Source organism: Methylobacterium oryzisoli, assembly GCF_046557895.1.
GTDB classification, from domain to species: Bacteria; Pseudomonadota; Alphaproteobacteria; order Rhizobiales; family Beijerinckiaceae; genus Methylobacterium; species Methylobacterium oryzisoli.
Genome location: NZ_JBKIBX010000028.1, coordinates 65,624 through 83,142 on the forward strand (window position 1 = coordinate 65,624; position 17,519 = coordinate 83,142).

15 protein-coding genes are annotated in these 17,519 nt (G+C 71.5%); 6 read left to right on the plus strand and 9 right to left on the minus strand.

What is annotated here, in order from left to right; genetic code table 11:
- The first annotated feature begins 81 nt into the window (after positions 1-81).
- The 3 genes from ACKUB9_RS22855 (at position 82) to lepA (ending at position 4,803) form a co-directional block, all read left to right on the plus strand.
- Positions 82-1,692: a phosphoenolpyruvate carboxykinase gene (locus ACKUB9_RS22855; protein WP_407527086.1), complete on the plus strand. Its 1,611-nt coding sequence runs from the start codon at positions 82-84 to the stop codon at positions 1,690-1,692.
- 90 nt (positions 1,693-1,782) lie between these two features.
- A complete protein-coding gene (locus ACKUB9_RS22860) occupies positions 1,783-2,877 on the plus strand; it encodes an NAD(P)/FAD-dependent oxidoreductase (protein ID WP_407527088.1) in 1,095 nt (364 codons plus the stop codon).
- 120 nt (positions 2,878-2,997) lie between these two features.
- The gene (gene lepA, locus ACKUB9_RS22865) at positions 2,998-4,803 is read left to right on the plus strand and encodes a translation elongation factor 4 (protein ID WP_407527091.1); all 1,806 of its coding nucleotides are present in this window, start codon (positions 2,998-3,000) and stop codon (positions 4,801-4,803) included.
- Positions 4,804-4,812: 9 nt separating this feature from the next.
- On the opposite strand, the gene ACKUB9_RS22870 is transcribed toward lepA, so the two are convergent.
- Complete coding sequence (locus ACKUB9_RS22870) at positions 4,813-5,412, minus strand: SOUL family heme-binding protein (protein ID WP_407527094.1); 600 nt, start codon at positions 5,410-5,412, stop codon at positions 4,813-4,815.
- Between the two features lie 112 nt (positions 5,413-5,524).
- Here ACKUB9_RS22870 and glcF point away from each other — a divergent pair, with 112 nt between their 5' ends.
- Positions 5,525-6,868 (plus strand): glycolate oxidase subunit GlcF, encoded by a 1,344-nt coding sequence (gene glcF, locus ACKUB9_RS22875; protein WP_407527097.1) that lies wholly within the window; start codon positions 5,525-5,527, stop codon positions 6,866-6,868.
- 106 nt (positions 6,869-6,974) lie between these two features.
- Here glcF and ACKUB9_RS22880 read toward each other — a convergent pair whose 3' ends face one another.
- Positions 6,975-8,315 carry a dihydroorotase gene (locus tag ACKUB9_RS22880; RefSeq protein WP_407527100.1) on the minus strand — a complete coding sequence of 447 codons (1,341 nt, stop codon included), beginning with the start codon at positions 8,313-8,315 and terminating at the stop codon, positions 6,975-6,977.
- Between the two features lie 218 nt (positions 8,316-8,533).
- Between ACKUB9_RS22880 and ygfZ the strand changes: the two genes are divergently transcribed.
- Positions 8,534-9,364, plus strand: coding sequence for a CAF17-like 4Fe-4S cluster assembly/insertion protein YgfZ (gene ygfZ / locus ACKUB9_RS22885; RefSeq protein ID WP_407527103.1), 831 nt, complete (start codon positions 8,534-8,536; stop codon positions 9,362-9,364).
- A 14-nt stretch (positions 9,365-9,378) separates the two neighbouring features.
- Here ygfZ and ACKUB9_RS22890 read toward each other — a convergent pair whose 3' ends face one another.
- Genes ACKUB9_RS22890 through fumC form a run of 3 tightly spaced genes read right to left on the minus strand, consistent with a single transcriptional unit; the run spans position 9,379 to position 11,286 of the window.
- Complete coding sequence (locus ACKUB9_RS22890) at positions 9,379-9,684, minus strand: ribbon-helix-helix domain-containing protein (protein ID WP_407527106.1); 306 nt, start codon at positions 9,682-9,684, stop codon at positions 9,379-9,381.
- On the minus strand, positions 9,681-9,872 hold the full coding sequence (locus ACKUB9_RS22895) for a DUF4169 family protein (RefSeq protein WP_407527108.1): 192 nt from the start codon (positions 9,870-9,872) through the stop codon (positions 9,681-9,683). Before ACKUB9_RS22895 ends, ACKUB9_RS22890 begins: the two co-directional genes overlap by 4 nt.
- A gap of 4 nt (positions 9,873-9,876) precedes the next feature.
- On the minus strand, positions 9,877-11,286 hold the full coding sequence (fumC, locus tag ACKUB9_RS22900) for a class II fumarate hydratase (RefSeq protein WP_407527135.1): 1,410 nt from the start codon (positions 11,284-11,286) through the stop codon (positions 9,877-9,879).
- 184 nt (positions 11,287-11,470) lie between these two features.
- Here fumC and ACKUB9_RS22905 point away from each other — a divergent pair, with 184 nt between their 5' ends.
- The gene (locus ACKUB9_RS22905) at positions 11,471-12,793 is read left to right on the plus strand and encodes a cytochrome P450 (protein ID WP_407527111.1); all 1,323 of its coding nucleotides are present in this window, start codon (positions 11,471-11,473) and stop codon (positions 12,791-12,793) included.
- A gap of 93 nt (positions 12,794-12,886) precedes the next feature.
- Here ACKUB9_RS22905 and ACKUB9_RS22910 read toward each other — a convergent pair whose 3' ends face one another.
- The 4 genes from ACKUB9_RS22910 to ACKUB9_RS22925 form a co-directional block, all read right to left on the minus strand.
- Positions 12,887-15,193, minus strand: a complete 2,307-nt coding sequence (locus ACKUB9_RS22910) for a Tex family protein (RefSeq protein ID WP_407527114.1) — start codon at positions 15,191-15,193, stop codon at positions 12,887-12,889.
- A 61-nt stretch (positions 15,194-15,254) separates the two neighbouring features.
- Complete coding sequence (locus ACKUB9_RS22915) at positions 15,255-16,196, minus strand: DMT family transporter (protein ID WP_407527117.1); 942 nt, start codon at positions 16,194-16,196, stop codon at positions 15,255-15,257.
- Between the two features lie 169 nt (positions 16,197-16,365).
- Entirely contained in the window at positions 16,366-17,166 is an 801-nt protein-coding gene (locus ACKUB9_RS22920) for a fumarylacetoacetate hydrolase family protein (RefSeq protein WP_407527120.1), read from the minus strand.
- A gap of 99 nt (positions 17,167-17,265) precedes the next feature.
- Positions 17,266-17,519: 3-keto-5-aminohexanoate cleavage protein (locus ACKUB9_RS22925; protein ID WP_410825917.1), on the minus strand; the 254-nt coding region annotated here is incomplete at its 5' end.

A 17,519-nucleotide genomic window follows, 5' to 3' on the forward strand; every position in this document is an offset into this window, starting at 1 on the left:
TCCGGCGTCCGGCGTCAACGAGGAGAGCGACGCGCGCCGGGTGGATCCCCCGCCCCGGCCGCGGCGCCAGGAGGAGCACTCGTGAGCGATTTCGGCGTATTCAACGGCGCGTGCGGCGCCGGTCAGGTCGGCTTCCGCAACCTGAAGGCCGTGTTCTGGAACCTCGAGGCGCCCAGCCTCTACGAGCAGGCCCTGCAGCGGGGCGAGGCGCAACTGGCGGCGGGTGGCGCGCTCGTCGCCGAGACCGGCATCCACACCGGCCGCTCGCCCAAGGACAAGTTCGTGGTCCGCGATCCGGCGACCGAGACCGAGGTCTGGTGGGAGAACAACGGCTCGATCACCCCTGAGCAGTTCGACGTGCTGCACCAGGATTTCCTCGCCCATGCCGAGGGCAAGGAGCTGTTCGCGCAGGATCTCTACGGAGGCGCCGACCCGGCGCACCGGGTGCGCGCCCGGGTCTTCACCGAGTACGCGTGGCACTCGCTGTTCATCCGCAACCTGCTGATCCGCCCCGAGCGCAGCGAGATCGCCGGCTACGTGCCCGACCTCACGATCATCGACCTGCCGAGCTTCAAGGCCGATCCGGCCCGCCACGGCGTGCGCTCCGAGACCGTGATCGCCTGCGACTTCACCCGCAAGATCGTGCTGGTCGGCGGCTCGTCCTACGCGGGCGAGATGAAGAAATCGGTGTTCACGTATCTGAATTACATTCTGCCGAAGGCCGGCGTGATGCCGATGCACTGCTCGGCGAACGTGGGCAGCGGGGGCGACTCGGCCCTGTTCTTCGGTCTGTCGGGCACCGGCAAGACCACCCTGTCGAACGATCCGGCCCGGATGCTGCTCGGCGACGACGAGCACGGCTGGAGTCCGAAGGGCATCTTCAACTTCGAGGGCGGCTGCTACGCCAAGACCATCCGCCTCTCGCGCGAGGCCGAGCCCGAGATCTACGCCACCACCGAGCGCTTCGGCACGGTGATGGAAAACGTGACCATCGATCCGGTGACGCGGCTGCCCGACTTCGACGACGCCTCGAAGACCGAGAACACCCGCTGCGCCTACCCGCTGCCCTTCATCCCGAACGCGAGCCCCACGGGCCGGGCGGGGCATCCCAAGAACATCGTCATGCTGACCTGCGACGCCTTCGGGGTGCTGCCTCCGATCGCCAAGCTCACGGGCGCCGAGGCGATGTACCACTTCCTCTCGGGCTACACCGCCAAGGTGGCCGGCACCGAGAAGGGCCTGAAGGGGCCGGAGGCGACCTTCTCCACCTGCTTCGGCGCGCCCTTCATGCCGCGGCACCCCTCGGTCTACGGCAACCTGCTGCGCGACCTGATCGCCCGTCACCACGTCGATTGCTGGCTCGTCAACACCGGCTGGACCGGCGGCGGCGTCGGCACCGGGCGGCGCATGCCGATCCGGGTCACCCGGCGGCTGCTCACCGCCGCGCTCGACGGCTCGCTCGCCAAGGCGGATTTCCGGCGCGACCCGTATTTCGGCTTCGCTGTGCCCACCTCGGTGCCGGGCGTCGAGCCGCACATCCTGTACCCGGTGAAGACGTGGCAGGATAAGGCGGCCTTCGCCGAGACGGCCAGGAAGCTGGTCGAGATGTTCCAGGCCAACTTCAAGCGGTTCGAGGCCCACGTCGACGCCGACGTGCGCGCCGCCGAGCCGACGATGTCGATCGCCGCGTGAGCATCACCCGCGGAACCGCGGGGAACCCCTCTCCCAAACGGGAGAGGGGTTCCCGCGCTTCGGCGTCGCCGTGCGGGAGAATGGAAAACCATGATGATCCTCGTCGTCGGTGCGGGCGTGGTCGGGCTCGCCTGCGGGCGGGCGCTGGCCCTGCGCGGCCACGAGGTGATCGTGGCGGAGGCCGAGGGCGGCATCGGCACCGGCGTGTCATCGCGCAATTCCGAGGTCATCCACGCCGGCATGTACTATCCGGCGGGATCGCTGCGCGCCCGCCACTGCGTCGCGGGGCGGCGCCTCCTCTACGCCTACTGCGCCAGCCACGGCGTGCCCCACGCCAAGACCGGCAAGCTCATCGTCGCGGCCACCGAGCCCGAGCGGGCCAAGATCGCGGCGATCCACCAGCAGGGCGTGGCCAACGGCGTCGAGGGGCTGGAACTCCTCGACGGCACGCAGGCGCGCCGGCTCGAACCCAGCCTCGCCTGCGCGGCGGCCCTGCTCTCGCCCGAGACCGGCATCGTCGACAGCCACGCCCTGATGCTGGCGCTTCAGGGCGACGTCGAGGCGCATGGCGGCGCGCTCGCCTTCCACACGCCCGTCGAGCGGCTGGCCCGCGACGGGGCCGGCTGGGTCGCGGTGTTCGGTGGCGAGGCGCCGGGGGAACTCGCCGTGGACGCGGTCGTCAACACCGCGAGCTTCGGCGCGCACGCGCTCGCAACCGCCACCGAGGGCTATCGGCCTGAGCGGGTGCCCCGCCTCGTGCTGGCCAAGGGCAACTACTTCGGCTGCCTCGGCCGCCCCGCCTTCACCCGCCTGATCTACCCGGCGCCGGTCGAGGGGGGCTTGGGGATCCACCTCACCCTCGATCTCGCCGGGCGCATGCGCTTCGGCCCCGACGTCGAGTGGATCGACGCGCCCGTCTACGAGGTCGATCCCGGCCGCGGCGCGCTGTTCTACGCCGCCATCCGCCGCTACTGGCCGGACCTGCCGGACGACGCGCTGTTTCCCGACTACGCCGGCATCCGCCCGAAGCTGTCGGGACCGGGGCAGCCGGCGATGGATTTCGTCGTCGACGGCCCGGCCGAGCACGGCCTGCCCGGCCTCGTGCAGCTCTTCGGCATCGAGAGCCCGGGCCTGACGTCGAGCCTGTCGCTCGCCGAGGATGTGGCGGACCGTCTCAACGCGTGAGACCGTGCGTCCTGCCGCCGTCTTGGCGCGGGGCGGGGCCGCTGCTATCTCCGGTCCGCTTTCCCAATGCCCCGTGCGCCACGCTGACCGTCGCGCCTGCGCGCCGGAGACCGTCTCGGAATGACCGCCAAACCCATCGACACGATCCGCAACTTCTCGATCGTCGCGCATATCGACCACGGCAAATCGACGCTCGCCGACCGCCTGATCCAGCTCACCGGGGCGCTCACCGCCCGCGAGATGACCGAGCAGGTGCTCGACTCGATGGACATCGAGCGCGAGCGCGGCATCACCATCAAGGCGCAGACGGTCCGGCTCGACTACAAGGGGCAGGACGGGCGCGACTACGTCCTCAACCTGATGGACACGCCCGGCCACGTGGACTTCACCTACGAGGTGTCGCGCTCGCTCGCCGCCTGCGAGGGGTCGCTCCTCGTGGTGGATGCGAGCCAGGGCGTGGAGGCCCAGACGCTCGCCAACGTCTACCAGGCGATCGACGCCAACCACGAGATCGTTCCGGTCCTCAACAAGATCGACCTGCCGGCGGCCGAGCCCGACCGCGTGAAGGAGCAGATCGAGGAGGTGATCGGCATCGACGCCTCCGAGGCCGTGCCGATCTCGGCCAAGACCGGGCTCAACATCGAGGCGGTGCTGGAGGCGATCGTCGCCAAGCTGCCGCCGCCCAAGGGCGACCGCGAGGCGCCGCTCAAGGCGCTGCTGGTCGATTCCTGGTACGACGTCTATCTCGGCGTCGTCGTGCTGGTGCGCATCGTGGACGGGGTGCTCAAGAAGGGCATGACCATCCGGATGATGGGCGCGGACGCGGTCTACGGCGTCGACCGCATCGGCGTCTTCCGGCCCAAGATGCAGGACGTGACCGAACTCGGCCCCGGCGAGGTCGGCTTCCTCACCGCCTCGATCAAGGAGGTGGCCGACACCCGCGTCGGCGACACCATCACGGAGGACAGGCGCCAGACCAAGGACCCGCTGCCGGGCTTCAAGCCGGTGCAGCCCGTCGTCTTCTGCGGCCTTTTCCCGGTCGATGCCGCCGAGTTCGAGAACCTGCGCGGCGCGATGGGCAAGCTCCGGCTCAACGACGCCTCGTTCTCCTACGAGATGGAGACCTCCGCGGCGCTCGGCTTCGGCTTCCGGTGCGGCTTCCTCGGGCTCCTGCACCTCGAAATCATCCAGGAGCGGCTGGAGCGCGAGTTCAACCTCGACCTGATCTCGACCGCGCCGAGCGTGGTCTACCGCCTCAACATGTCCGACGGCGAGAAGCGGGAGCTGCACAACCCCGCCGACATGCCCGACGTGATGAAGATCGACACGATCGAAGAACCCTGGATCCGTGCCACGATCCTCACGCCCGACGAGTATCTCGGCGGCGTGCTCAAGCTCTGCCAGGACCGCCGCGGTACGCAGATCGACCTCAACTACGTCGGCAAGCGCGCCATGGTGGTGTACGACCTGCCGCTCAACGAGGTGGTGTTCGATTTCTACGACCGCCTGAAGTCGATCTCGAAGGGCTACGCCTCGTTCGACTACCACATCTCGGATTATCGCGAGGGCGACCTCGTGAAGATGTCGATCCTGGTGAATGCCGAGCCGGTCGACGCGCTCTCGATGCTGGTCCACCGCACCCGGGCGGAATCCCGCGGCCGGGCGATGTGCGAGAAGCTGAAGGACCTGATCCCCCGCCACCTGTTCCAGATCCCGGTCCAGGCGGCGATCGGCGGCAAGATCATCGCCCGCGAGACCATCCGGGCCTTGTCCAAGGACGTCACCGCCAAGTGCTACGGCGGCGATATTTCCCGCAAGCGCAAGCTCCTCGACAAGCAGAAGGAGGGCAAGAAGCGCATGCGCCAGTTCGGCAAGGTGGAGATCCCGCAGGAGGCGTTCATCGCCGCCCTCAAGATGGACAGCTGAGGCGCGGCCTCACTCCGCGACCGCCACCACCACCTCGTTGCGGCGCAGGAACGGCACCGTCACGGGCGGGTCGTAGCCGAGGAAGGCGACCGCGCCCGCGGGCGCGAGCCCGGCCTGCGCCAGCGCGCCCAGCAGCTCCGCCTCGCGGGCGCGCCGCGCCGCGGGCGTCGGCCGGCCGGAGAAGCGCAGCGCGGCGAGGCGCTGCGCGGGGACGAGGGCGATCCGCACGAGGGGATCGGTGGGGACGGGGGCGCCCGCCTCCGCCACCCGCCGCGGCAGCACGAAGCGCATCACGCCCGCACCCGCCTCCACCGGTGCCGTCATGGCGATGAGGCGGCCCGTCTGCTCCACCGGCACCGTCATGGCGATCAGCCGCGCGGCCCGGTTCGCGCCGGTGATGTAGCGGAAGAGCCGCCGGAAGGCCTCCGCGTCGCCGGGACCGTCCGCCGCGGTCTCCACCACCGCCCGCGGGGCGTAGTCGCGGATCTCGACGCCGCCGGGCAAGCGGCGCACCACCGCGTAGCGCGGCTGCTCGTAGGTGGCGCGGATGCCGACGGCAGAAAGCACCGACTCGGCCGCCGTGACGAGGTAGTAGCCGATCTTTCCCATCGCGGACCGGGGATGCGGCGATGCGGGACTGCCCCGCGCGCCTTAAAAGTGTTCTAGAACAGCGCTGGGCCGAGAGAAGCCGACCCGACCGCATCACGACCGAGGAACCGCCGTGCAGACCAACTTCACCCCGGAGCAGCTCGCCGTCCCCGCCATGGCCGCCTCGGAGAAGATCCTGCGCACCTGCGTCCATTGCGGCTTCTGCACCGCCACCTGTCCCACCTACCTGCTGCTCGGCGACGAGCTGGATTCGCCGCGCGGGCGCATCTACCTGATCAAGGACATGCTGGAGGGCGGCAAGCCGGCGACCCCCGAGGTGGTCAAGCACGTCGACCGCTGCCTCTCCTGCCTGTCCTGCATGACGACCTGCCCGTCGGGCGTGCACTACATGCACCTCGTCGATCACGCCCGGGCGCATATCGAAGACACCTACCGGCGGCCGGTCGGGGACCGCTGGCTGCGCGCCCTGCTGGCGCAGGTGCTGCCCTACCCGAACCGCTTCCGCCTCGCGCTCCTCGCCGCGGCCCTCGGGCGCCCATTCCGGGGCCTCGTCGCGGCGCTGCCGCGGGCCGGCAGCCGCTTGGCCGCCATGCTCGACCTCGCCCCCGCGACCCTGCCGAACCGCGCGGCCCACGACCGGCCCGGCACCTTCCCGCCCACCGGCCCGGCCCGGGGCCGGGTGGCGCTGCTGCGCGGCTGCGCCCAGAGCGTGCTGCGGCCGGACTTCAACGAGGCGGCGATCCGCCTGCTCAACCGCCACGGCGTCACGGTGGTGCAGGCGAAGGGCGAGGGCTGCTGCGGGGCGCTGACCCACCACATGGGCCGGGAGGATTCATCCCACGCTCACGCCAAGCGCACCATCGACGCCTGGATCGCCGAGATGGACGGGGAGGGGCTCGACGCGATCCTGGTGACGGCCTCGGGCTGCGGCACCACCATCAAGGATTACGGCTTCATGTTCCGCGACGACCCGGCTTATGCCGAGAAGGCGCGCCGCGTCTCCGCCATCGCCCAGGACGTGACCGAGTACATGTCCGCCCTCGGGCTGATGGAGCCGGTGGTCGAGAGCGACCTCGTGGTCGCCTATCACTCCGCCTGCTCGATGCAGCACGGCCAGGGCATCCGCACCGAGCCCAAGGCGCTGATCAAGCGCGCGGGCTTCACCGTGAAGGACGTCCCGGAGGGCCACATCTGCTGCGGCTCGGCGGGCACCTACAACATCCTGCAGCCGGAGCTCGCCGCGGCCCTGCGCGCCCGCAAGGTCGCCAACATCGAGCGCGTCCGCCCCGACCTCATCGCCACCGGCAACATCGGCTGCGTGACGCAGATCGGGAAGGGCACCGGAATCCCGATCGTCCACACGGTGGAACTGCTCGACTGGGCGACCGGCGGCCCGAAGCCGGCCGCGCTGGAGGGGCTGGAGGAGCACCGCCCGGCGATGGAGGCGGCGGAGTAGTCTCGTTCGGGTAAAGGCTGGATCCGCGGGGAACCCCTTTTCCGCACGGGAGAGGGGATCCCGCGCTGCCCGCGCTTGTCTTCAAGGCGAGTGCGCTGCCCGCGCCTCACCCCCGCGCCGGAAAGCCTTCCTCGAACCGCGCCGCCTCGCCGCGCGACGGGGTCTCCAGGCTGCCATCCCACATCACCACCTCCCCGCGCACGATCGTGCCGATGGGCCAGCCGGTGACTTCCGTGCCGTCGTAGGGCGTCCAGCCGCAGCGCGAGGCGATCCAGGCGTTCGTGATGGTCTCGCGGCGCTTCAGGTCCACCACCGTGACGTCCGCGTCGTAGCCCAGCGCGAGCCGGCCCTTGCGGGCGAGGCCGAAGGCGCGCTGGGGGCCGGCGCTGGTGAGGTCCACGAAGCGCGACAGGCTGAGCCGGCCCGCCGCCACGTGGTCGAGCATGATCGGCACCAGCGTCTGCACGCCGGTCATGCCCGAGGGCGAATCCGGATAGGGCTTGGCCTTCTCCTCCCGCGTGTGCGGCGCGTGATCGGAGCCGAGCACGTCGGCCACGCCCTGCGAGAGCCCCCACCACAACCCGGCGCGGTGGGCCGCATCGCGCACCGGCGGGTTCATCTGCACCAGCGTGCCCAGGCGCGCATACGCCTCCGTCCCGTCGAGGGTGAGGTGGTGGGGCGTCAGCTCCACGGTCGCCACGTCCTTGTGCGCGGCGAGGAAGCGCATCTCCTCGGCGGTGGAGATGTGCAGCACGTGGATGCGCGCGCCGGTCTCGCGGGCGATGCGCACGAGGCGCTGCGTGGCCTTCAGCGCCGCCTCGGGCGAGCGCCAGACCGGGTGCGAGGACGGATCGCCCGGCACCCGCAGGCCCTTGCGCTCGCGCAGCATCGCCTCGTCCTCGGCGTGGAAGGCGGCGCGGCGGCGGATGCGGCGCAGGATCTCGGTCAGCCCCGCATCGTCCTCGACCAGCAGCGAGCCGGTGGACGAGCCGATGAAGACCTTGATGCCGGCCGCGCCCGGCAGCCGCTCCAGCTCCGCCACCTCGGCGGCATTCTCGTGCGTGCCGCCGACCCAGAAGGCGAAGTCGCAGTGCATGCGATGGTGGCCGCGCCGGATCTTGTCGGCCAGCGCCTCGGGGCTGGTGGTCTGGGGCGAGGTGTTCGGCATCTCGAACACCGTGGTGACGCCGCCCATCACGGCGGCGCGCGAGCCGGTCTCCAGATCCTCCTTGTGGTCGAGCCCGGGCTCGCGGAAATGGACCTGGCTGTCGATCACGCCCGGCAGGAGGTGCAGCCCGGTGCAGTCCTGCACCCGTCCGGCCGAGGCCTGCGCGAGGTCGCCGATCGCCGCGACGCGCCCGTCCCGCACGCCGAGATCGCCCGGCCCGATCCCGTCGTGGTTGACGATCGTGCCGCCGCGCAGGAGGAGGTCGAAGCTCTGGCTCATCCGGCAAATCCTTCGGCATGACGGCGCGCGGGGCCGATTGAGAGCGGCCCCGCGGCGGCTTATGTCAGGCCCGGTCCCGGTTCAAGCCGGCCGCCGGATCCTAAGCGGACGAAGCGTTGGCCGGCCAACGCTTCGTCCGCTTGGATTCTCCTTTTGCCGCAGGTTCTGATCGCAAAACCGGCGGCCATTGTTGCGAAACCTGCTCAGGAGCCGCCCGCATGCCCATCGCCCCCCTGCCGGACCGCGCCGTCGTGGCGATCGCGGGCGAGGAGGCCGCGGGCTTCCTCCAGAACCTCGTGACCTGCAACGTCGAGACCCTGCCGCCCGGCGAGGCGCGGCTGGGCGCGCTGCTCACTCCCCAGGGCAAGATCCAGTTCGATTTCCTGATCGCGCGGGCCGGCGACGGCTTCCATCTCGACGTCGCCCGCGCCCTGGTGCCGGACCTGATCCGGCGCCTGACGCTCTACCGGCTGCGCGCCAAGGTGACGCTCGCCGAGACGCCGCTCGCGGTGAGCGCGGCCTGGGACGCCGCACCCGGCGAGGGCTGGCTCCGCGACGGGCGCCTGCCGGCCCTGGGCTGGCGCATCCACGCCCCCGCGGCGCCGGCCGCGGATGCGGGCGAGGACGCCTACCACGCCCACCGGATCGGGCTCGGCGTGCCGCAGAGCGGCGCCGACTTCGCCCTCGGCGACGCCTTCCCGCACGAGGCGCTGATGGACCAGCTCAGCGGCGTCGATTTCCGCAAGGGCTGCTACGTCGGGCAGGAGGTGGTGTCGCGCATGCAGCACCGCGGCACCGCGCGTACCCGCGTGGTGCTGCTCCGCTATTCCGGCGGCACGGCGGCCCCCGCCGGCACGCCGGTCACCGCCGGGGGCAAGACCCTCGGCACGACGGGCAGCGCCGCGGGCGAGAGCGGCCTCGCGCTCCTGCGCCTCGACCGGCTGGCCGATGCGCTGGAGGCCGGGGAGGGGGTGGAGGCCGGGGGGATGGCCGTGCGCGTGGAGAAGCCGGACTTCGCGACCTTCGCGATGCCGGCGCGGGTGGGCTGAACGGGCTAATGGGCTCAACAGCCCTCTCCCGCACGGGAGAGGGGATCCCGCGCTGACCGTTGCCCCGGTTCCGCGAGGGGAGCCTGCGCCGTCTCGGCACCCGCCTGCACCGCCCGCAGCACGAACACCCGGACCGCCGACGACAGGTTCTGCTCGCCCCGTCCCGCATCGATCTCGCCGACGAGCGCCTGCACCGAGAGGCCGCGGCCGGCCGCGATCTCCCGCAGGGCGTCCCAGAACGGGGTTTCCAGCGACACGCTCGTGCGATGGCCGGCGATCATCAGCGATCGCTTCAGGACGCCGCCGGCCGCACGGGTCATTCGGCGCGGTCGGGACCTTCGAGGCGGTGGCCCTCGTGGCGGGCGACCTCGATGGACCGGCGCGCCTCGGCCAGGGTCTTGGCCTTCTTCGGCGCCCCGAAGGCGACCCGGTTCCCGGCCGCCTCGGCGGCCTTCTGGACCCGGGCCTTCGCCTTGCGGGCCTGTCGCAGGTTGATGATGTCGGCCATGCGGCTACTCCGCGCTGGGGGCAAGCATCGTCTCGGGACGCACCACGGCGTCGAACTGCTCTGCCGTAACGTAGCCTAACCGAAGCGCCTCCTCCTTCAAGGTGGTGCCGTTCTTGTGGGCGGTCTTGGCGATCTCGGCGGCCTTGTCGTAGCCGATCGTCGGGGCGAGCGCGGTGACGAGCATCAGCGAGCGGCTCATCAGGTCGGCGATGCGGTCGTGGTTCGGGGTGATGCCGACCACGCAATTCTCCGCGAAGCTCACGGCCGCGTCGGCGATCAGCCGCACCGATTGCAGCACCGCATTGGCGATCACGGGCTTGAACACGTTGAGTTCGAAATGGCCCTGGCTGCCCGCCATCGACACCGTAGTGCCGTTGCCGATCACCTGGGTGCAGACCATCGTCATCGCCTCGGCCTGGGTCGGGTTGACCTTGCCGGGCATGATCGAAGAGCCGGGCTCGTTCTCCGGCAGCGAGATCTCGCCGAGCCCCGAGCGCGGCCCCGAGCCCATCAGCCGGATGTCGTTGGCGATCTTGAACAGGCCGCTCGCGAGGCTGGTCAGGGCTCCTTGCGCGAAGACCAGAGCGTCGTGGGTCGCCAGCGCCTCGAACTTGTTGTCGGCCGAGGTGAAGGACAGCCCGGTCAGCTCCGCCACCTTGGCGGCGAAGCGCTCGGCGAATTCGGGATGCGCGTTGAGGCCGGTGCCCACCGCGGTCCCGCCCTGCGCCAGCGCCAGCACGCCCGGAAGCGTCGCGCCGATCCGCGCGCCGCCGAGCGCCACCTGCATGGCGTAGCCGGAAAACTCCTGGCCGAGCGTGACGGGCGTGGCGTCCTGGAGGTGCGTGCGGCCGATCTTGACGATGCCCTCGAACGCCTTGGCCTTGGCGTCGAGCGCCGCGTGCAGGTGGTAGAGGGCGGGCATCAGCCGGTCGTTGATCTCGCGCGCCACCGCGATGTGCATCGCGGTCGGGAAGACGTCGTTCGAGGACTGGCCGCGGTTGACGTGGTCGTTCGGATGCACGGGCGACTTGCCGCCGCGCTTTCCGCCCAGGCGCTCGTTGGCGAGGCTCGCGATCACCTCGTTGGCGTTCATGTTCGACTGCGTGCCGGAGCCGGTCTGCCAGACCACCAGCGGAAACTCGCCGTCGTGCCGGCCCTCGACCACCTCGGCGGCAGCGGCCGCGACGGCGTCCGCCACGCGCGGCTCCAGCACGCCGAGGTCGCGGTTCACCAGGGCCGCCGCCTGCTTGACGAGGCCGAGTGCGTGCACCAGCGGCGCGGGCATGCGCTCCGTGCCGATGCGGAAGTTCTGGATCGAGCGCTGCGTCTGCGCGCCCCAGTAGCGGTCCGCCGGGACCTCGATCGGGCCGAACGTGTCGGATTCCGTGCGGGTGGGCGTCTCGGTGGGCGACATCATGGCCTCTTTGGCGGGTCGGAACCGCGCCTACTTAAGGCAAAGAGAGGCATTGTGCGATGCCGGATCGGCGCGCGGGTGCATCACGTAGAACAGGAGTCGGATTCTGTCAGACGCCGCGATCGCCCCCGGCGACAGCCGGTCCCCGTTCCGCCCGGCGGTGCCGCGCCCGCGCACCGAGCCGATGGACCTGTTCGCCTTCCTGCGGGCGGCGCGCGCCAACCCGCTGACCACGTGGTTCCGCGAGCATTTCGAGCACCTGATCGTGGCGGGCGACGGGGCGCTCGGCCGCGTGACCGTGGTGAGCGATCCCGCCGCCATCCGGCACATCCTCGTCGACAACGCCGCCAATTACCGCAAGGACGACCTGCAGCGCCGGGTGCTCGCCCCGGGGCTGGGCAACGGGCTCCTCACGGCGGAGGGCGAGGAGTGGCGCCTGCAGCGGCGCACGCTCGCCCCGATTTTTTCGCCCCGCCACGTGGCGGGCTTCCAGGCCCCGATGGGGGAGGCCGCCGAGCGCCTCGCCCGCCGGGTGGCGCGGCGCGGCGGCCAGAGCGTGGACGTGGCGGTGGAGATGACCCGCGTCACCCTGGACGTGCTGGAGCGGACGATCTTCACCCACGGCCTGCCGCGCGACCCCGACGCGCTCGGGCGCGCCATCACCCGCTACTTCGAGGCGATCGGCCCCATCGATCCCCTCGACGTGTTCGGGATGCCCGATTGGGTGCCGCGGATCGGCCGCATCCGGGCGCGGCCGGCCCTGCGCTTCTTCGCCGAGGTGGTGGACGAACTGATCGACCGCCGCCGCGCCCTCCTCGCCGCCGGTGAGGCGCCGCACGACCTGATGACGCTCCTCCTGCGCGCGCAGGATCCGGAGACCGGCCAGGGTCTTTCGGATCTGGAGGTGAAGGCGAACATCGTCACCTTCATCGGCGCGGGCCACGAGACCACCGCCAACGCGCTCACTTGGACGCTCTACTGCCTGTCGCAGGACGAGGCGGCGCGCCTCCGGGCCGAGGCCGAGATCGACGCGGCCTTCGCGCAGCACGGCGCGATGCCCCCTGCCGAGGCCTTTCCGTTCACCCGGGCGGCGCTGGAGGAGGCGATCCGGCTGTTTCCGCCGGTGCCGTTCATGAGCCGGCAGGCGCTCGCCGAGGACCGGCTCGGGCGCATCAAGATCCCGCGCGGCTCCCTCGTCACGGTGGCGCCCTACGTGCTCCACCGCCACCGCCGGCTGTGGGAGGACCCGGACGCCTTCCTGCCCGAGCGCTTCCTGCCCGAGAACCGCGCCCGCATCGACCGCTTCGCCTATCTGCCGTTCGGGGCCGGGCCGCGGGTGTGCATCGGCCTGAGTTTCTCGCTGATGGAGGCGACGCTGGTCCTCGCCCACCTGCTGCACCGCGTCCGCCTCGACCGCTCGCCGGAGGCCGGCCCGGTGGTGCCCCTCCACCGCGTGACGCTGCGGCCCCGGGATGGCTTGCGCATGCGCGTGACCGCGCGGGGGTGACCCTACACGCTGATGATCGAAGCGCGGGCAGCATCCCCTCTCCCGCACGGGAGAGGGGATCCCGCGCTGCGTCCGGATGCGGCGCGCCGGCCCCTACCGCCGCGTCCGGTCGAGCCCCGCGCGGCGCAGCGCGTCGGCGAGCGCGCCGTCCGCGGCGGGCCGCGGCTCGGGCTTCGGCATCCGTGGCGCGGGTTCCCGCCGGCCGCCGTCGCGCTCGCGCGGGCCGGCCTGGTCGTCGAGGCGCATCGAGAGCGAGATGCGCTTGCGCGGCACGTCCACGTCCAGCACCTTGACCCGCACCACGTCGCCCGGCTTCACGACCGTCCGCGGGTCCTTCACGAAGGTGTTGGCCAGCGCCGAGATGTGCACGAGCCCGTCCTGGTGCACGCCGATATCCACGAAGGCCCCGAAGGCCGCGACGTTCGTCACCACGCCCTCCAGCACCATGCCGGGCGTGAGGTCGCCGATCGTCTCGACGCCCTCCTGGAAGCTCGCCGTGCGGAAGCTCGGGCGCGGGTCGCGGCCGGGCTTTTCCAGCTCGGCGATGATGTCGGTGACGGTGGGCAGCCCGAAACTCGCGTCCGTGAAGGCCTTCGGATCGAGGCTCCGCAGCAGCTTGGCGTTGCCGATCACCCCGGTGATGTCGCTCTTCGTCGCCTGGAGGATGCGGCGCACCACCGGGTAGGCCTCCGGGTGCACGCCCGAGGCGTCGAGCGGATCCTCGCCCCCGGTGATGCGCAGGAAGCCCGCCGAGAGTTCGAAGGCCTTGGGGCCCAGCCCCGCCACCTTCTTGAGGCCGCCGCGGTGGCGGAACGGCCCGTTGGCGTCGCGGTGACCCACCACGTTCTGCGCCACGCGCTCCGAGAGACCCGAGACGCGCGCCAGCAGCGGGGCCGAGGCCGTGTTGACGTCGACCCCGACGCCGTTGACGCAATCCTCTACCACCGCGTCGAGGGAGCGCGACAGCTTCCCCTCGGCGAGGTCGTGCTGGTACTGGCCGACGCCGATCGAGCGCGGCTCGATCTTCACCAGTTCGGCGAGCGGGTCCTGCAACCGCCGGGCGATCGAGACCGCGCCGCGCAGCGACACGTCGAGCTCCGGCAGTTCCTGGCTGGCATAGGCCGAGGCCGAGTAGACCGAGGCGCCGGCCTCCGAGACCATCACCTTGGTGAGCGTCAGCTCGGGGTGCTTGGCGGCGAGCTCCGCCGCCAGCCGGTCAGTCTCGCGCGAGGCGGTGCCGTTGCCGATCGCCACCAGCTCCACCGCGTGCGCCCGGCACAGGCGCGCCAGGGTGGCGAGCGAGCGGTCCCAGTCGCGGCGCGGCTCGTGCGGGTAGATCGTGTCGGTCGCCACCACCTTGCCGGTGGCGTCCACCACCGCGACCTTCACGCCCGTGCGGTAGCCGGGATCGAGCCCGAGCGTCGGGCGGGCGCCGGCCGGCGCGGCCAGCAGCAGGTCGCGCAGGTTGCCGGCAAAAACCCGCACGGCCTCCGTCTCGGCCGCCTCCCACAGGCGCGCCCGCAGGTCGAGTTCGACGGAGAGCCGCAGCTTCGTGCGCCACGCCCAGCGCACCGTCTCGGACAGCCAGCGGTCGCCCGGCCGGCCGGCGTCGCGCAGGCCGAAGCGCAGCGCGATGCGGCCCTCGTAGAGATTCGGCGCGCCGGGCTCCGTGGTCGCCGGATTTTCGTCGAGGCGCAGGTCCAGCACCTCCTCCTTCTCGCCCCGAAACAGGGCGAGCACCCGGTGCGAGGGCAGGCGCGTCAGCGGCTCGGAGAAGGCGAAGTAATCGGAGAACTTGGCCCCCGTCGCCTCCTTGCCCTCGCGCACCGACGAGACGAGGCGGCCCCGGCTCCAGAAGGACTCGCGTAGGGTGCCGACCAGCTCCGCATCCTCCGCGAAGCGCTCGACCACGATCGCCCGGGCGCCCTCCAGCGCCGCCTCCGGGGTCGCGACGCCCTTGTCGGCATCCACGTAAGCCGAGGCGGCCTCCGAGGGCACGCGGGAGGGATCCGCGAGCAGCGCCTCGGCGAGCGGCCCGAGCCCGGCCTCGCGGGCGATCTGCGCCTTGGTGCGGCGCTTGGGCTTGTAGGGCAGGTAGAGGTCTTCGAGCCGGGCCTTGGTGTCGGCGGCCAGCAGGAGGCCGCGCAGGGCCTCGTCGAGCTTGCCCTGCGCCTCCACGCTGTCGAGGATCGCCCGGCGGCGCTCCTCCAGCTCGCGCAGGTAGCGCAGGCGCTCCTCCAGCGTGCGCAGCTGCGCGTCGTCGAGCGTGCCGGTCGCCTCCTTGCGGTAGCGGGCGATGAACGGGACGGTCGAGCCGCCGTCCAAAAGGTCCACCGCGGCCTTGACCTGCCACTCCTGCGCGCCGAGTTCGGCCGCGATGCGCTGGTTGATGCTCTGCATGCCTCGATCCTGGCCCTCGCCTGGCCCCTGGCGAGCCGGGATCGGGGTGGCCGCCGAGGCCTCAGCCCCGGCGCAGGCCCCGGACCCGCTCGCGGTGGGCGGTGTAGAGGCCGCTCGCGGCGATCACAAGGACGCCGACCCCCACGTAGACATCGGGCACCGAGCCGAACGCCACCGCGCCGATCAGCGCCGCCCAGACGATCTGGGTGTAGGAGAACGGCACCAGCGTCGAGGCCGGCGCGTGGCGGTAGGCGATGGTGACGATCCAGTGGCCGGTGGTCGAGATCAGGCCGATCGCCGCGCCGATCGCCACCTCCTTCAGGCTCGGCGCCGTCCAGACACCCGGCACGAGGCAGGAGAGCAGCACGAAGCCGATCAGGGCCGACCACGTCATGGTGACCTGCGGCGCGTCGTAGCCGTTGATCTTGCGCGTCGCCACCAGGGCGAGCGCCCAGAACAGCGCCGAGGCGACCGGCAGCAGGGCCGTCACCTGGAACGCGCTGGAGCCGGGGCGCAGGATGATCAGCACGCCGACGAGCCCGACCAGGGCGGCGATCCAGCGCCGCCGACCCACGCTCTCCCCCAGGAAGGGGATCGACAGGGCGGTGACGAAGATCGGCGAGACGAAGCTGATCGCGGTCGCCTCCGCCACCGGCAGGGTGCGCAGGCCGGCCAGGAAAAACAGCGCCGAGGCGACGAGCGCCACCCCGCGCAGCAGCTGCAGCCCGGGCCGCGCGCTGCGGAAGGGCGAGCGCCCGCGCCGCGTCGCCGCGCCGAGCACCGCCGCCGCCAGCATCACGGCGAGGAAGCCGCTGTAGCGCAGCCACGCGATTTCGATCGCCGGCAGGGAGCCGGCGAGGTACTTGGCGGTCGCGTCCGAGGTCGAGAGGAAGACCGTCGAGAGCACGACGAGGCCGATGCCGCGCAACGGCTGGTCCACCCCGAGGGAGAGGGCGGAGCGCGCCGGAACGGCCGCGGGGAGCGATGGGGCGAGCGTGGCCACGGAAGAAGCGCCGAAGTCGAGGAGGACCCGCTCAACTTAGCACTGCTGAGCCGAGCGGAGCCGTGACGATCCTGCGCGACGGCCATGTCGTCCGCTCAGCCCTGGTTAAGGCGGATTTCACCCAAATCTGCCAGGATGCGGCGGCGAGGGGGCAGGCCGCCGCCCGGCGTCAGCCCGCCTGCTGCACGATGCGGATCGAGAGGTCCGGCAGCCCCTCGATCCGCCCGAGCAGCACGTCGCCCGGCACCACCGGCCCGACATTCTCCGGCGTTCCGGAATAGATGATATCACCGGGCTTCAGCTCGAACGCCTCGGAAAGATTCGCGATCTGCTCGGCCACCGACCAGATCATGTTCGACAGGTCGGAATCCTGCTTCACCTGCCCGTTCACCTGGAGCTGGATCCGCCCCTTCGCGAGGTGACCGACGGTCTCGACCGGGTGGATCGGGCCGATCGGGGCGGAATGGTCGAAGCTCTTGCCGATCTCCCAGGGTTTCTTCTGGTCGCCCATGCCGCGCTGGAGGTCGCGCCGGGTCATGTCGAGGCCGACCGCGTAGCCGTAGACGTGATCGAGCGCCCGCTCCTTGGGGATTCGGCGCCCGCCGGCCTTCAGCACCGCCACGAGTTCGAGTTCGTAGTGGTAGTTCTTGGTGAGCGTCGGGTAGGGATGGTCGCCCACCGTGCCGACCGGCACCACCTGCACGGCATCGGCCGGCTTCTGGAAGAAGAAGGGCGGCTCGCGCGTGGGATCGGAGCCCATCTCGCGCGCATGGGCCGCGTAGTTGCGGCCGATGCAGTAGATCCGCCGCACCGGAAAAACCTGCTCGCTGCCGACCACCGGGACGACCGATTGGGTGACCGGAAACAGGGTCTTGGGCAGTGCCGTCGTCTGGGCGGCGGCCGGCATCGCCGCCCCGGTCAGGGTGCCGGCCGCGGCCGCGAGGGCGGTTCGCCGATCGATCATGCGCATGAACAAGTCTCCGAGCCATCAGCCGCGTGGGATATGCTGCGGCCCTTCGGACGCAGTCCAGTGCATCGTGTAATACCGGGGCCGGCCGGGGCCTGCGGCTTACGCCGCGGGGGCGAGGTGCAGGATCCGCCTGGCTTCGGCCGGGGTGGCGACGCGCCGGCCGTGACGCTCCACCAGCGCGGCCGCCAGCCCCACCAGCTCGGCGTTGCTCGCCGCCAGCCGCTCCTTCGTCACCCGGATGTTGTCCTCCAGACCCGTGCGCACCGCATCCGCCCCCCGCGCCAGCGCCCAGCCCATCACCCGCGCCTGCTCGCGCCCGATGCCGGCCGCCGTCCACGTCGCCCGCGGCAGGA

Coding starts and splice junctions, on each gene's coding strand:
- ACKUB9_RS22860 (WP_407527088.1), top strand. CDS start 1,783: ATGATGATCCTCGTCGTCGGTGCGGGCGTGGTCGGGCTCGCCTGCGGG.
- lepA (WP_407527091.1), top strand. CDS start 2,998: ATGACCGCCAAACCCATCGACACGATCCGCAACTTCTCGATCGTCGCG.
- ACKUB9_RS22870 (WP_407527094.1), bottom strand. CDS start 5,412: ATGGGAAAGATCGGCTACTACCTCGTCACGGCGGCCGAGTCGGTGCTT.
- ACKUB9_RS22880 (WP_407527100.1), bottom strand. CDS start 8,315: ATGAGCCAGAGCTTCGACCTCCTCCTGCGCGGCGGCACGATCGTCAAC.
- ygfZ (WP_407527103.1), top strand. CDS start 8,534: ATGCCCATCGCCCCCCTGCCGGACCGCGCCGTCGTGGCGATCGCGGGC.
- ACKUB9_RS22890 (WP_407527106.1), bottom strand. CDS start 9,684: ATGACCCGTGCGGCCGGCGGCGTCCTGAAGCGATCGCTGATGATCGCC.
- ACKUB9_RS22895 (WP_407527108.1), bottom strand. CDS start 9,872: ATGGCCGACATCATCAACCTGCGACAGGCCCGCAAGGCGAAGGCCCGG.
- fumC (WP_407527135.1), bottom strand. CDS start 11,286: ATGTCGCCCACCGAGACGCCCACCCGCACGGAATCCGACACGTTCGGC.
- ACKUB9_RS22905 (WP_407527111.1), top strand. CDS start 11,471: ATGGACCTGTTCGCCTTCCTGCGGGCGGCGCGCGCCAACCCGCTGACC.
- ACKUB9_RS22910 (WP_407527114.1), bottom strand. CDS start 15,193: ATGCAGAGCATCAACCAGCGCATCGCGGCCGAACTCGGCGCGCAGGAG.
- ACKUB9_RS22920 (WP_407527120.1), bottom strand. CDS start 17,166: ATGCGCATGATCGATCGGCGAACCGCCCTCGCGGCCGCGGCCGGCACC.